The organism is Minwuia sp. IMCC3009 (genome assembly GCF_029909415.1).
Lineage (GTDB): Bacteria > Pseudomonadota > Alphaproteobacteria > Minwuiales > Minwuiaceae > Minwuia.
Genome location: NZ_CP123781.1, coordinates 454,704 through 468,937 on the forward strand (window position 1 = coordinate 454,704; position 14,234 = coordinate 468,937).

10 protein-coding genes are annotated in these 14,234 nt (G+C 65.1%); 5 read left to right on the forward strand and 5 right to left on the reverse strand.

All coding sequences use genetic code 11. From position 1 onward, the window contains the following. Positions 1–15: 15 nt before the first annotated feature. From secD to QGV55_RS02090, 5 genes are all read left to right on the forward strand, one after another. Positions 16–1,617 carry a protein translocase subunit SecD gene (secD, locus tag QGV55_RS02070; RefSeq protein ID WP_281018533.1) on the forward strand — a complete coding sequence of 534 codons (1,602 nt, stop codon included), beginning with the start codon at positions 16–18 and terminating at the stop codon, positions 1,615–1,617. Positions 1,618–1,630: 13 nt separating this feature from the next. Then, the gene (secF, locus tag QGV55_RS02075; protein ID WP_281018532.1) at positions 1,631–2,575 is read left to right on the forward strand and encodes a protein translocase subunit SecF; all 945 of its coding nucleotides are present in this window, start codon (positions 1,631–1,633) and stop codon (positions 2,573–2,575) included. Between the two features lie 2 nt (positions 2,576–2,577). Then, the gene (locus QGV55_RS02080) at positions 2,578–2,955 is read left to right on the forward strand and encodes an Mth938-like domain-containing protein (RefSeq protein ID WP_281018531.1); all 378 of its coding nucleotides are present in this window, start codon (positions 2,578–2,580) and stop codon (positions 2,953–2,955) included. Further along, positions 2,952–3,833, forward strand: coding sequence for a squalene/phytoene synthase family protein (locus tag QGV55_RS02085; RefSeq protein ID WP_281018530.1), 882 nt, complete (start codon positions 2,952–2,954; stop codon positions 3,831–3,833). The genes QGV55_RS02080 and QGV55_RS02085 overlap by 4 nt, the downstream gene beginning before the upstream one ends. 80 nt (positions 3,834–3,913) lie before the next feature. Then, positions 3,914–4,891 carry an acyltransferase gene (locus QGV55_RS02090; RefSeq protein WP_281018529.1) on the forward strand — a complete coding sequence of 326 codons (978 nt, stop codon included), beginning with the start codon at positions 3,914–3,916 and terminating at the stop codon, positions 4,889–4,891. A 107-nt stretch (positions 4,892–4,998) separates the two neighbouring features. Here the strand turns inward: QGV55_RS02090 and QGV55_RS02095 are convergent, their stop codons facing one another. The 5 genes from QGV55_RS02095 to QGV55_RS02115 are packed head-to-tail and all read right to left on the reverse strand — an operon-like array spanning position 4,999 to position 14,026. Then, complete coding sequence (locus tag QGV55_RS02095) at positions 4,999–5,820, reverse strand: SDR family NAD(P)-dependent oxidoreductase (protein ID WP_281018528.1); 822 nt, start codon at positions 5,818–5,820, stop codon at positions 4,999–5,001. An 11-nt stretch (positions 5,821–5,831) separates the two neighbouring features. Next, entirely contained in the window at positions 5,832–7,244 is a 1,413-nt protein-coding gene (locus tag QGV55_RS02100) for a phosphotransferase family protein (protein ID WP_281018527.1), read from the reverse strand. 10 nt (positions 7,245–7,254) lie between these two features. Then, positions 7,255–8,493 (reverse strand): amidohydrolase family protein, encoded by a 1,239-nt coding sequence (locus QGV55_RS02105; RefSeq protein WP_281018526.1) that lies wholly within the window; start codon positions 8,491–8,493, stop codon positions 7,255–7,257. A gap of 20 nt (positions 8,494–8,513) precedes the next feature. After that, positions 8,514–9,200 carry a glutathione S-transferase family protein gene (locus tag QGV55_RS02110; protein WP_281018525.1) on the reverse strand — a complete coding sequence of 229 codons (687 nt, stop codon included), beginning with the start codon at positions 9,198–9,200 and terminating at the stop codon, positions 8,514–8,516. Positions 9,201–9,232: 32 nt separating this feature from the next. Beyond that, complete coding sequence (locus tag QGV55_RS02115) at positions 9,233–14,026, reverse strand: NAD-glutamate dehydrogenase (RefSeq protein WP_281018524.1); 4,794 nt, start codon at positions 14,024–14,026, stop codon at positions 9,233–9,235. Between the last annotated feature and the right edge of the window lie 208 nt (positions 14,027–14,234).

A 14,234-nucleotide genomic window follows, 5' to 3' on the forward strand; every position in this document is an offset into this window, starting at 1 on the left:
CAGCCGATCAAGCTCATGCTCTATTTCGCCAAATGGAAGATTGCGGTTATCGCTGCCGTCTGCCTGATCGGCCTCGTCTTCACGGTGCCGAATTTCCTGACGTCGGAGACGCGACAGTCGATCCCCGACTGGCTGCCGAACCAGTCGATCAATCTCGGCCTCGACCTGCAGGGCGGCTCGCATCTGCTGCTGCAGATCGACCGGGAAGCGGTGCTGCGGGACCGGCTGACGGATCTGGCGGAAAGCATGCGCAACGACCTGGGCGAGATCCGCCCGCGTATCCGCCGTTCCGGCTTCCGGGTCGGCGACCTTTCCGTATCGTTCGAAGTGCGTGACACGGATCGCATGGAGGAAGTGCGGGAGGTCCTGCGCGGTCTGGTGACCCAGATCGGTGGCGGCATCTCCGTCGGTGCCGGCGGGCCGGACCTGCAGATCACCACGGACGGCAACCGCTTCATCGCGACGCTGACCGAGGCGGGGATCAATGCCCGTCTGTCGTCGGCGGTGCAGCAGTCGATCGAGATCGTGCGCCGCCGGGTCGACGAGACCGGCGTCAACGAACCGACGATCCAGCGCCAGGGTGATGATCGCATCCTGATCCAGCTGCCCGGTCTTGATGACCCCGACCGTGTCAAGCGACTGCTTGGTCGTACGGCCAAGATGACCTTCCATCTGGTTGACCTGAGTGCCGATCCGAACGCCGCACGGCTGCCGCCGGGCACCATGGTGCTCTACGAGGAAGACGGCGAGGCCCGTATCCCCTGGGCCGTGCGCAAGAAGGTCGAGGTCTCGGGCGAGCATCTGGTGGATGCACAGCCGAACTACCAGGACGGTCGCCCGGTGGTGTCCTTCCGCTTCGACGCTGTCGGTGCACGCAAGTTCGGTCAGATCACCAGCCAGAACGTCGGCCGTCCGTTCGCCATCGTGCTGGACGACAAGGTGATTTCGGCGCCACGGATCGAGAGCGCGATCCTTCAGGGCTCCGGCATCATCACCGGAGGATTCTCGGTTCAGGAGGCCAACGATCTGGCTGTCCTGCTGCGTGCCGGTGCCTTGCCTGCGCCGCTGACCATTCTGGAGGAACGCACGGTCGGTCCCGATCTCGGTGCTGACTCCATCGCGGCGGGCGAAACGGCGGCCGTCATCGGTTTCGCGGCGGTCGTGTTCTTCATGTTCCTGGCCTATGGCCCCGTGTTCGGCATCGCGGCCAATACCGCGCTGGTGACCAATCTGGTGCTGATCATCGGTGCGCTGTCCGCGCTGCAGGCGACGCTGACCCTGCCGGGCATCGCCGGTATCGTGCTGACCATCGGCATGGCGGTTGATGCCAACGTGCTGATCTTCGAGCGCATCCGGGAGGAACTGGCGAACGGTCGTTCCCCGTTCAACGCGGTGGAGGCCGGTTACCGTCGTGCGCTGACCACCATCGTCGATGCCAATGTCACCACCGGGTTCGCCGCAGCCGTGCTGTTCGCCATGGGCTCCGGCCCGGTGCGCGGCTTCGCGGTGACGCTGTTCCTCGGCATTGTCTGCTCCATGTTCACCGCCATCCTGCTCAGCCGGATGATTGTTGCGCTCTGGCTCCGCCGGAAGCGCCCCAATGTGCTGACGGTCTGAGGAGGATACGCCAATGTTTCGTCTGAAACTCGTTCCCGAGAAGACCAGCCTGCGCTTCATGGAACGCCGCAAGATAGCTTTCGTGCTGTCCGTGCTGCTGATCCTGGGGTCCATCGTCATGTACTTCGGTCAGGGACTGAACCGGGGCATCGACTTCGAAGGCGGTATCCTGGTCGAGGTCAAGACCGAGGGGCCCGCCGACCTGGCCGCCATGCGTGGCCTGATGAACGGTCTCGGCCTGGGGCAGGTCGCGCTGCAGGAATTCGGAGAGCCTGACGATGTGCTGATCCGCGTTGAACGCCAGCCGGGTGGTGCGGAGGCGCAGCAGACAGCGGTCGATACCGTCAAGGCGGCGCTGGATCCCGAGTTTCCCGGCATCAGCTACCGCCGGGTCGAGTTCGTCGGGCCAACCGTATCAGGTGAACTGGTGGAGGCGGCGACGATTGCCGTCCTGACATCCGTCGTCATCATGCTGATCTACATCTGGCTGCGGTTCGAATGGCACTTCTCCGTCGGTGCCGTCATTGCGCTGGTGCATGACGTGGTGATCACGCTGGGCATGTTTGCGGTGACGGGGCTCGAGTTCAATCTGGCCTCCGTCGCGGCGATTCTGACCATCGTCGGCTATTCGATCAACGACACCGTGGTGGTCTACGACCGCATCCGGGAGAATCTGCGGAAATTCAAGCAGATGCCCCTGCCGGACCTGCTGAACGTTTCCATCAACGACACGCTCTCGCGGACGGTGATGACCTCCGTCACCACCCTGCTGGCACTGGCAGCCCTGTTCATCTTCGGCGGTGAGGTCATTCGCGGCTTTGCCTTCGCCATGATCTGGGGTGTGGTGATCGGTACCTATTCCTCCATCTTCGTGGCGGCACCGGTTCTGATGGTGCTTGGCCTGAAGCGTGGCACGCGGGACGCGGAGGACGAACAGGGCGACAAGGCGACTGCCTGACAATGGACATCACCCCGGCCATACCCGCCGGTCGCCAGGTCATCGACGGCTATGGCGGTGGCGGTTTCCGGATCAGTCACCAGCGGCGTGAAGGCTCGGTACTGGTGTTCCCGACCGAGACCCTGCCGTGGTCCGTGCCTGCAATGGGGGATCTGACCGCCGATCACTTCCGCCCGGTTCTGGATCGCGCGGCGGCGGTCGAGGTGCTGTTGCTCGGCTGCGGTGCATCCATCGCCTTCCTGAAACCTGATCTGCGTGCGTTGCTGAAGGATCACGGCATTGTCGCCGACCTGATGGACACGGGCGCTGCCTGCCGGACCTACAACGTGCTGCTGTCGGAGGATCGCAGGGTCGCCGCTGCCCTGATCGCGGTGGAATGACCGACGGCGGAACCAGCGGCGCCGCCACCGGTCCGCACGGCCTTGACCCGCTTGCGGCGGACCTGCGTGCCGGTGATGCCGACCGGTTCTATACCGCCATGTTCGCGGCACCGGCTCCACGCAAGCGGCTGCTGGCTCTCTACGCCTTCAACCTGGAAGTGGCACGCACGCGGGAGCGGGTATCGGAACCGATGCTGGGCCAGATCCGGCTGCAATGGTGGCGGGAAGCGCTGGACGAGATGGCGGCGGGCAATGTGCGCAACCATCCGGTCTGCGTGGCGCTGAACGACTGGCTGGGGGATGACATTCCGGCCGGAATCAGGACGCGGCTGGACGCAATCCTGACGGCACGGGAACTGGATCTGGAGGACAGTGCCTTCCCGACGCTCGACAGCTTCCGCGACTATGCTGCCGCGACCGGGGGGACCTTGCTGGAGCTGGGGCTGTTTGCGGCCGGGGCGGCTGAACGCGGAATCGAACCCGTCGCCCGCCATGTCGGGACCGCCTATGCGATCACCGGCCTGATCCGGGCCATCCCCTTTGCCGGGACGGTCGGGCGGATGCTGATTCCGCAGGACGTGCTGGCGCGTGTCGGCGCGACGGACAGTGCGTCACGGCGCGACCCTGAACGGATGCGCAAGGCGGTGAGCGTGCTCGCCGATCAGGCGGCGGAGTCGCTTGTTGCCGCACGGCAGGCGGCGCGGGGTATCCGAGTTGTGGGGGCGGCGCGGCCCGTGCTGCTTCATCGCGCGCTGGCGGAGATGTACCTGAACCGCATCCGCCGCGCGGAACATGATCTATCAAGTCCGCGTCTCGATCCGGATAACTTCAACCGCATCTCCCGGCTGCTGTTCCGAAACTTCCTGCGGAGATACTGATTCTGTCGTAGACAGGGGCATTCGCCCGCAGTCGGCCAGGCGCACACCGGGCAATTTCAGTGATGGCAGGCAGGTGCGGCATGGCGCGCGCGACGGAACGGATCGAGATCATAGAACTGGTGCGCGGTCTGGCCGCGCTGGCCGTGGCCCTGTTTCATTTCGCCAACCAGCTCACATCGGGCGTTTCCGTGTTCCTGACATCCTGGGGCTGGCTGGGCGTCGATGCCTTCTTCATCATCTCGGGCGTGGTCATTCCCTATTCGCTCTACGGCATGAACTACCGGTTCGGCATGTTTCCGCGTTTCATGGCCAAGCGCATCGTCCGGCTGGAGCCCCCCTATGTGATCAGCATCCTGCTGACCATCGTCCTCTGGCATGTCTCGACCATGATGCCGGGGTTTCAGGGCTCTGACCCCGACTACACGCTCGGCCAGATCCTGTCGCACCTGTTCTACCTGACACCCCTGCTTGGGTACGAATGGCTGGGGCCGGTCTACTGGACGCTGGCCTATGAGTTCGTCTTCTACATCACCATGGGGCTGACCTTCAGCTGGCTGATCGGCCGTTCGGTCCTCTACACCATGGCTGCAGGCGGGCTGGCGCTGCTGGCTGTCTTCCTGATCTGGGGAAAGGTGGACTACCGCCTGTTCGAGTTCCTCGTCGGGTTCCTCATCATGCGCTGGTACGTGCTGGAGCGGGAGCGCACGCTGACCGCAGTGCTGATCCTGGCGACACTGTTCGCGATCTACTGGTTCGGCGGGCAGAAGACGATCATCGTTGCGGTCCTGACCGTCGCGACCATCTGGTTGCTGCGGAGTGTCCGGGTTGACCGGCGCCTGCTCTGGCTCGGCACCGTGTCCTATTCCCTGTACCTGACCCACGTGCTGACGGGGGGTCGTGTCGTCAATCTGATGAAGCGCTTCGTCCAGGACCCGGCGCTGGATCTGGTCATCATCGGCGCGGCAACGGCTGTCGCGCTCGCCTTCTCCTGGCTGTTCTGGCGCCTGATCGAAGTGCCTGCCCTGCGCCAGTCACGCAGGATCCGTATCGGAGACTAGACCGGTCCATCAATGATGGAGGCATCACCGGCCCACTCCAGATGCAGAAGGGGCGGGAAACCTTCCGGTTCGCCCGCCCCCTCGATGTCCTGAACAGGTCGCCGCGATCAGTTGCCGCCGGTGACTTCCAGCATCTGGCCGCTGACGTAGTTGGAGAGCGGCAGGCAGAGCATGACCACCGCGCCAGCAGCCTCTGATGGCTTGCCACCGCGACCCATGGGGATCATGCGGTTGGCGGCTTCGATGTTCTGCACCGGCACCCCGATGGGGACCTTGTTGCCCTCTACCTCGATCATCTTCTTCTCGTCGGTGGCCTCGGTCAGGCGGGTCTCGATCAGGCCGAAGGCGACAGCATTGACGTTGACCTGATAGCGGCCCCATTCCTTCGCCAGCGTCTTGGTCAGACCGACGATACCGGCCTTGCCTGCGGAGTAATTGGTCTGCCCGGCGTTGCCGCGGGTGCCGGAGACGGAGGAGATGTTGACGACCTTGCGGATCACCGCCTCTCCCTGCTTCTCGACCTCTTCCTTCGACTTCACCCGGATGAATTCGGATGCGGCCTTCAGGATGCGCCACGGGGCCTTCAGATGCACGTCGATCATGGCGTCGAACTGGTCGTCGCTCATCTTCTGGATCACCGCGTCCCAGGTGTAGCCGGCGTTGTTGACGATGATGTGCAGGTTGCCATAGGTCTCGATGGCCGTATTGACGAAGCGGTCGGCGAAGCCGTCCTCCGTCACGCTTCCGGCGCAGGCTATGGCCTGACCACCCGCAGCCTTGATCTCCGCCACGACCGCGTTGGCCGGTGCCTCGTCCAGATCGTTGACCACCACAGACGCGCCGAAGCCCGCGAGTTGCAGTGCCACTTCACGCCCGATGCCCCGACCGGAGCCCGTAACCAGTGCAACCTTTCCGTCCAGCATTCCCATCTGATCCTCCCCTATGATGCGCTGAATTCCATGGCATTCTTGTAGCCCGAGTAGCCGGGCTGGTCGATGGCGACCTGGCGAATGACGCATTCGCGCAGATGCATGGCAAGCCCGGGATGGTCAAGCGCGATGGAGCCGTCGCGCAGGCCATCCACCAGCACCTGCAGCAGTTCGGCACGTCCGCCGTCACGCCCCAGAAGCCGTTTCAGGCCTTCATGTTCCAGCCGCCGACTCTCCGGCCCCAGTGCCGCGTCGCGCAGCACGATGTCCAGCGAGTTGGCGGCGACACGGGCGAGAAAGCTGGTCCGCCCCTCCGTCGCCTCCATCACGTCGGCGCGCAGGAAATCGCGCACGCTGGTGGTCAGTTCATCGGTGCGCGGCATGTTGATGTCGTCACCGTCGCCGCCCTCGACAGCCACGCCGGGCGGGCCGGGAATGATGAGATTGACGCAATCGATCTGGCATTCGGAGGTGCGCCGGGCGATGCCGGGGCGTTCCACCGTCCTGTCGGGACCGTTGCGCCAGCGGTCCGCCATGCGCAGGCAGCCGACCGCCCACCAGAAGGAGCCGAAGACCTCCCAGAAATGCACGTGGTCACGGTTGACCGGCTGTCCCGAGACAGCCTCGTAGCCCGCGAACAGGTCGTCGTAGGTGCCGAAACCGCCGACCGGCAGGTGCGAGACACCGAAGCGCCAGGAATTGGTGCAGATCCAGCCGAGATCCCGCATCGGGTCGCCCAGGGTTGCCACTTCCCAGTCCAGCACCGCGACCACGCCGGTTTCGGGCCGGATCATCAGGTTGCCGTTCCGGAAATCGTTGTGGACCAGCGCGATCCGGTCACTGTCGGGCAGGTTCTCCAGCATCCAGCGCGCGGTATAGTCGATCATCGGTTGCGGGCTGCCGAAGGACTGGTAGTCCTGCCAGAACTCGCGGATGTAGGATTCCGGCGTCCAGCGCTCCAGCCGGTCGGCGATGCCTGCTGACGTCACATCAAGGGCGTGGATACGGGCCAGGATCTCGCCGCACTGGCGTGCCAGGATCGGCCGTGTGCTCGCAAAGGTATCGGACCGGGCGATGCGGGCACCCAGGGCCTCGCCCTCCAGCCAGTCCATGAAGAACCCGGGGCCCATGCCCTCGGTCCCGTCAAGGACCGCCACCACCTCCGGCTCCGGCACGCCGGCCTGCCGGGCAAGCTGCATCAGCGCGGCCTCCACATCCAGACCGGGACCGGTGCGGTCCACGCCCGGATCACCGCCGCCCGGCGCACGGCGGAACGCCAGCAGGCGGGTGCCCTGATCGGTCTCGATCTCGACGCGATGGGTTTCCTGACTGGCCCCGCCGGAGAGGCGATCACAGGAGACCAGCCGCCGGAATCCTTCGATCCGGCGGCTCAGATAGCTCTCGACAGCCTCAGCCAGTTGCATTGCCGAAGCCTCAGATGGCGGCAGCCTGCATCCGCGCGGCCGGGCTGTCGGCGGTGCTGCCGGAAACCGTGCGGCCATCCTTGATCACCGCCAGGTGGCGGGTGCGGTCGGCGGCGGCGGTGATGTCGTCCACCGGATTGCCGGGCACCAGCAGGAAGTCCGCCACGGCACCGTCGCGGATCACGCCACGGTCTCCGGGCTCGACCAGTTCCGCCGCATTGGACGTGCCCGCGATCAGGGCATCCAGCGCGGGCATTCCGGCCTCGGCCATGTAGGCCAATTCCCAGGCATTGGCACCATGGATGTTGAACGGTGTGCCGGCATCGGTACCCATCGCCACACGGCCCCCGGCGGCGATGTAGTCCTTGAAGGCCTGCAGATGGATGTCGTAGACGCGCTCCGACTTCTCCACGGCCCATGCCGGGATGCCCTTGTCGCGGTTCAGCAGGATGTTCTTCACCGCAGCCAGCGTCGGCACCAGGAAGACACCGCCATCGATCATCGCGGCGATGCATTCCTCGTTCATGAAGATGCCATGCTCGATGGAATGGATACCGCCCCGCACGGCGTTCAGGATTCCCTCCGCGCCCTGCGCGTGGCTGGCGGTGCGCTTTTGGAACCGGCGGGCCTCCGCGATTCCGGCCTTCATTTCCTCGGCGGTGTAATGCGCATCCTCCGGGTTCACGCCGGGCGTCATGACGCCGCCCGTGGCCATGATCTTGATGACGTCGACGCCCTTGTGGACATTGGTACGCACGGCCTTGATCACGTCCTCGACGCCGTCGGCCACCAGGCCCCAGCGGTTGCCATGCCCGCCGGTCATGCAGATCATCCGCCCCGATGCCCGCATCACCGGACCGGGGAAGCGCCCGGCATTCAGCGCATCGCGCACGTCGAGGTCGATGTAGTCCTTGCCGCCGCAATCGCGCACGGCGACGATCCCGCCTTCCAGCGTACGCTTCGCGTGCTCCAGCGCGCGCAGGCCGACACCGGAGGCAGTCAGGCGATCCACGCCCTCCGCCGGATTGGCCTCCGCCCCATGGCAGATGTGGACGTGGCAGTCGATCAGACCGGGCATCAGGGTGGCCCCGGTCGTATCGACAGTCTGCCCGGCAAAGCCCTCGAAGGAAGCGGCGGGCGCGACCTTCGTGATGCGGCCATTCTCCACCAGCACTGCCTGGCCCTCGGTTGGGGTGTTCAGTCCGTCGAACACCAGTCCACCGGCATAGAGTGTTGCGTCGTCAGTCATCTGCTTGTCTTTCCCTTGTCTCAATCGTAACCGGGGGCGGAGCGTGCCACGCCGCCGTAGGCGTCAAGCACCCGGCCCAGCCATTCGGCAATCGGGTCATCCTCCTCCAGCAGCCGGAAGGGTGAGATGGCCCTGGCCCAGAGGAATGGACCGGCGCACATGTGATCGGCAAAGGCGGGTGCTTCGCCCGCGACCCAGGGCTGGTTGCGCAAGGTCAGGCGCAGCGGCATCAGCGCCTGGCGAAAGCCCTTCACCCGTTCCTCGCGCCCGGCCTGCACTTCCTCCAGCGTCTTGCCGAAACGTTTCTCCCGGCTCTCGCGGAAATAGGGCTGATCAACCGGATCGAGATGTTCGTGGATGTCGTGCAGCACCAGTTGCGCCACGCCGCCGGTCAGCACGGCCTCCGTCCAGGACTTGATGAACCGGGCTTCCGACCGTCCGTTCGGGAACAGGGTCGGCCTGTCCGGATAGGTGTCATCCAGATACTCCGCGATGGCCCAGGAGTCGGTCACCACCGTCTCGCCATCGACGATGGTGGGCACGGTCTTCGCGCCCAGCGACTCGATGGCTTCCCGGTCGGTGAACTTCCAGGCAACGGCCTCGACCTCCAGCCCCTTGTGCGCCAGCGCCAGTCTGGAGCGCCAGCAGAAGGGGCTGAAACGCCGCTCCGGCTCCGCACCGCAAAGGTCGAACATCCTGATAGTCATCTTTCGCGATCTCCCCTGGTCATCCGCTCCGGTCAGGGCAGCAGCCGGGCAATCTGGCGATTTGCCAGCACCAGCCGCGCAATATCCACGCCGCCGGATGCCCTCAGCTCGTTCATCACCTGATCAACCCGTTGCAGCCCCGATGCGAACTCCGACTCGAAGCTCGCCAGCGGCGCATCCTGACCGGTCGCGAAGGCCTGCACAACCAGCCTGCGCTGTTGCGTATAGCTGTCATCCACCAGCATCGCGACGGCCTGCCGGTCCCAGGCACTTTCCATGTTCAGGCCGTTCGCCTGCGCCCGCAGCCAGTCGAGACCAAGGCGCCCGCCGAGTGCGAAGTAGGCGGCGGCAACCGTACGCATCTCCTGCCCGACGCTTTCCGCCGCATCAACGATATCCAGCGTGGTGGCCAGCGGTGCCAGGGCCGCGACCTGACCGGCCAGGTCGTCGGGGACGCCGTCGGCCAGCAGGCTCTCCCGCACCCGCTCCCAGTCGGCGCGCTCCATCGGACCAAGCTGCTCGGCCAGGCTGCCTTTCACCTGATCGATGGCCGGGCGGAACCGCTGCGCCATCCGTGCACTGTCGATGGGACGCACGGCATTGCGCAGGAACCATTGTCCCGCACGCTCCATCAGGCCCTGCACCATGTTCAGCATGCGGGTCTGCACGGCGGCAGGCACCACATTGTCCAGCGCGTCGATGGCATCCCACAGCGGCTGCAGATCGAAGATGTCACGCACCGCCATGGTCACGCGGGCGACGTCGGCGGCGCTGACCCCAAGGTCATCCTGCGCCAGCCGGGCAAAGGCCGGTCCCGCGCGGTTGACGATGAAGTTCGCCACCTGGGTCGCAATGATCTCCCGCCGCAGGCGATGCGCCTTGATCTCCGCCACGTATTTCTGCTGCAGGTCGTGGGGGAAATAGGTGACCAGATCGGTCTCCAGCGACGGCTCTTCCGGCAGGTCGCTTTCCAGCAGTTCGGTCTTCAGCGCCATCTTGGCATAGGACAACAGCACCGAGATCTCCGGACGGGTCAGTCCGCCGGTACGGTCCGCCAGTTCGTCATCGGCGGGCAGGAACTCGACCTCCCGGTTCAGCAGGCCGGTGCGCGCATAGGATCGCATCATCCGGCCAAGCGGCCCGACGTTGCCGCGTCCAGCGCTCTCCGCCAGGGTGATCGCCTGGCCCTGCACATAGTTGTCGCGCAACACCAGTGCCGCCACATCGTCGGTCATTTCCACCAGCTGGCGGTCGCGCTGCTTCCGCGTCATCTCGCCCGCACTCTCGACGGCGCCGAGCAGGATCTTCAGGTTGACCTCATGGTCGGAACAGTCGACCCCGGCGGAATTGTCGACGAAGTCGGTATTGATGCGCCCGCCCTCCTGGGCGAACTCGATCCGCGCCCGCTGGGTGATGCCCAGGTTGGCCCCTTCGCCCACGACCTTTACCCGCAGCTCGTCGGCATCGATGCGGATCATGTCGCTGGCGCGGTCGCCGACATCGCCATGGCTCTCGTCGGTGGACTTGACGTAGGTGCCGATGCCGCCGAACCACAGCAGGTCCACAGGCGCGCGCAGGACGCCCTGGATCAGCTGGAACGGGCTGAGTTCCGTTTCGGCAATGTCCAGCGCCTTCTGTGCCTCCGGCGTCAGCGTGACACGCTTGGCCTTGCGGTCGATCACCATGGCGCCTGCCGACAGCTTCGCCTTGTCATAGTCTTCCCAGCTCGACCTCGGCAGGTCGAACAGCCGCTGCCGCTCCGCGAAGCTGGTGGCGGCGTCGGGTGTCGGGTCGATGAAGATGTGGCGATGATCGAAGGCGGCGATCAGCAGCGTCTGCTCCGACAGCAGCATGCCGTTGCCGAACACGTCACCCGACATGTCGCCGACACCCACGGTGGTGAAGGGCTGGGTCTGGATATCGGTGCCCATCTCGCGGAAATGCCGTTTCACGCATTCCCAGGCACCACGCGCGGTGATGCCCATCTTCTTGTGGTCATACCCGGCGGCACCGCCGCTGGCGAAGGCGTCGCCCAGCCAGAAGCCGTAATCGACCGCAACCTGATTGGCGTAGTCGGAGAAGGTGGCCGTGCCCTTGTCGGCGGCGACCACCAGATAGGGATCATCGCCATCCCGGCGCACCACGTCCTTCGGCGGCACGATTGTGCCTTCGACGATGTTGTCGGTGATGTCGAGCAGCGATGAGATGAAATTGCGGTAGCAGGCGATACCCTCCGCCTGAATGGCCTCCCGATCCCCTCCGACCGGCAGGTTCTTGGGCACGAAGCCGCCCTTCGATCCCGTCGGCACGATGACCGAATTCTTCACCATCTGCGCCTTCACCAGACCCAGTACCTCGGTGCGGAAATCCTCCCGCCGGTCCGACCAGCGCAGACCGCCACGGGCCACCAGTCCGCCGCGCAGATGCACGCCCTCGAACCGCGGGCTGTAGACAAAGATCTCCCGCAGTGGCCGGGGCAGGGGCAGGTCATCCAGTGCCTGGCTGTCGAACTTGAAGGAGGCGTAGGTGCGGGCGCTGCCGTCATCCAGGCGCTGGTAGAAGCTGGTGCGCAGGGTGGAGCGGATGGCGTTGAGGAACCGGCGCAGGATGCGGTCCTGATCCAGGCTATCGACGTCGTTCAGCAGCACCTCGACCGATTCCACGATGGTCTGGGACAGGTCATCACGGTCGCCGGCAGTGGCCGGATCGAACTGGACGCGGAACAGTTCCACCAGCAGTTCGGTGACAGCCGGGTTCGCGGCCAGCGTATCCTCCATATAGGCTTGGCTGAACTGGATGCCCGCCTGGCGCAGGAACTTGCAGTAGGCCCGCAGCATGGTCACTTCCGGCGCGGTCAGGCCCAGGCCGAGGATCAGGCCGTTGAATCCGTCATCCTCCGTCTCGCCATTGAAGATCCGCAGGAATCCGTCCTCGAAACCGGCCTTGGCTGCCGACAGCGCCAGGGCACGGCCCGAGACACTCTCCATGCGGAAATCGTGAATCCAGCACAGGGGGTCGACCGGGTCGCCCACGGGATAGGTCTGTTCTGACAGGACCCGCAGCCCCAGGTTCTCCAGCATTGGCAGCACGTCGGACAGGGCCAGTGCCGGTCCCCTCCGGAACAGTTTCAGGCGCACCACATCATCGTCATCCTCCACCTTGCGGTAGAGGTTGATACCGAGACGGTCCACGGCGGAGCGCTCGATCCGATCGATGTCGATCCGCGCCATGCCGGGCGAGAATTCCTCCCGGTAGGCAGAGGTGAAGGCGGTGCCATAGCGCTGCAGAAGGCGTGATGCCGCTTCCTCCCCATGGGCGTCGGTCAGCACCTCGGCCAGGGCGTCGTCCCAGGAACGCGCCTCCTCCACCAGCCGCTGTTCCAGCACCGCGTACTCGACCCCGGCACCATCCGGGCTGCCACCGACGATGACATGCAGCCGGGCCAGCGCGGAGTCGCCGATCTGTGTGTAGAAGGCTGAAATGCGGCCCCCCAGGCCCTTCGCCAGTATCTTCTCGAACTTGCGCCGCAGCTCGGAATCGTAGCGGTCGCGCGGAATGAAGATCAGGCAGGAATAGAACCGCTGGAACCGGTCGCGACGGACGAACAGGCGAATACGCGGGCGTTCCTGCAGCGCCAGAATGGCCAGCGCCGTGTCGTGAAGTTCATCCTCGGAGACCTGGAACAGCTCGTCGCGCGGATAGGTGTCGATGACATTGACCAGCGCCTTGCCGGCATGGCCGCGGCGGTCGAAACCCGACCGCGCGATGACCCGGTCGGCCTTGCGTCGCAGGTAGGGAATCTCGCGCGGGGTCCGGTTGTAGGCCGCGGAGGTGAACAGGCCGACGAACCGGCGTTCCCCCACCACGTCGCCCTTGGCGTCGAAGCGCTTGATGCCGATGTAGTCCAGGTAGACCGGACGGTGGACCGGACTGCGGAAGTTGGTCTTGGTCACGATGACCAGTTCCGGTCGCTGCAGGAATTCGCGGACTTCCGGTGACAGGGTGGGGCCGCCGGAATGGCGGTTCATCACCCGGCGTTCCGAATTGCGCAGCAGGCCCAGGCCGGTGCCCTGCACGATCTCCAGCCGCTCGCTCTCCTGGCTGGCCTCATAGTCGTACTCGCGGTAGCCGAGGAAGGTGAAATGGTCCGCGATCATCCATTCCAGCAGGGCCTTGCCTTCGGCCACTTCGGTTTCTTCCAGCGGTGGCGGGTTCTCCTCCAGGTCACGGATGATGGCGCGGGCATTGTCTATCATCGTCGGCCAGTCACTGACCGACACGCGCACATCGTCCAAGGTGTTCGACAGGGTCTGCTGGATCGCGGACAGCGCGTCCGGGTCGCTCAGGCTGCCGATCTCGACCTGAATGTAGCTCTCCCGAAGCGTGGTGGCATTCTCGTCCGGCTGACAGAGATTGCCGTCCGCGTCGCGCGTCGTCTCCATGACCGGATGCGCCAGACCGTGGATCTGATGGTCATTCTGGTTCAGGGCCGAAAGGATTGAATCGACCAGGAAAGGCATGTCGTCATTGACCATCTCGACGATGGTGTGGGGCGAACTCCAGCCATGTTCGTCCAGCCGCGGATTATAGACCCGGACAAGCGCCCGCCCGGGCTTGCGCTTCCCGGCGAACTTCCAGAATGACAGCAGCGACGCGTAGGCATCGTCGGGATCACGCGGCTCCGTCTCGTCCGTCGTCATGTGCGGCGCCATGTGTGCTGCGAACGCGATCAGCGCCTCCGCCTCGTCAGGCTTCAGGCGCTGCCTGCAATGGGCTGTGATCTTGTCCAGAAGTTCGCTGGCTATCGCTTCAGCGGTCGGATCCATTGCTTGCTCTCCCTCGGCACGTTGCGGCTTTCCCCGGTAAGGTGCCGTCTGTTCCTGACGCGCCTGTGACGGGCGCCTGATCTGTGCGCATCGCCACTAAACCACACTACATCCACGAAGCCGAGTATTGACCGGGCGGCAATGGCAACCGACACTGGATCCCGAGGGGCTGGATCGAACACCGGGAAAGTGGTGCGGCTGCGCCATG

Coding starts and splice junctions, on each gene's coding strand:
- secD (WP_281018533.1), top strand. CDS start 16: ATGCTCTATTTCGCCAAATGGAAGATTGCGGTTATCGCTGCCGTCTGC.
- secF (WP_281018532.1), top strand. CDS start 1,631: ATGTTTCGTCTGAAACTCGTTCCCGAGAAGACCAGCCTGCGCTTCATG.
- QGV55_RS02080 (WP_281018531.1), top strand. CDS start 2,578: ATGGACATCACCCCGGCCATACCCGCCGGTCGCCAGGTCATCGACGGC.
- QGV55_RS02085 (WP_281018530.1), top strand. CDS start 2,952: ATGACCGACGGCGGAACCAGCGGCGCCGCCACCGGTCCGCACGGCCTT.
- QGV55_RS02090 (WP_281018529.1), top strand. CDS start 3,914: ATGGCGCGCGCGACGGAACGGATCGAGATCATAGAACTGGTGCGCGGT.
- QGV55_RS02095 (WP_281018528.1), bottom strand. CDS start 5,820: ATGGGAATGCTGGACGGAAAGGTTGCACTGGTTACGGGCTCCGGTCGG.
- QGV55_RS02100 (WP_281018527.1), bottom strand. CDS start 7,244: ATGCAACTGGCTGAGGCTGTCGAGAGCTATCTGAGCCGCCGGATCGAA.
- QGV55_RS02105 (WP_281018526.1), bottom strand. CDS start 8,493: ATGACTGACGACGCAACACTCTATGCCGGTGGACTGGTGTTCGACGGA.
- QGV55_RS02110 (WP_281018525.1), bottom strand. CDS start 9,200: ATGACTATCAGGATGTTCGACCTTTGCGGTGCGGAGCCGGAGCGGCGT.
- QGV55_RS02115 (WP_281018524.1), bottom strand. CDS start 14,026: ATGGATCCGACCGCTGAAGCGATAGCCAGCGAACTTCTGGACAAGATC.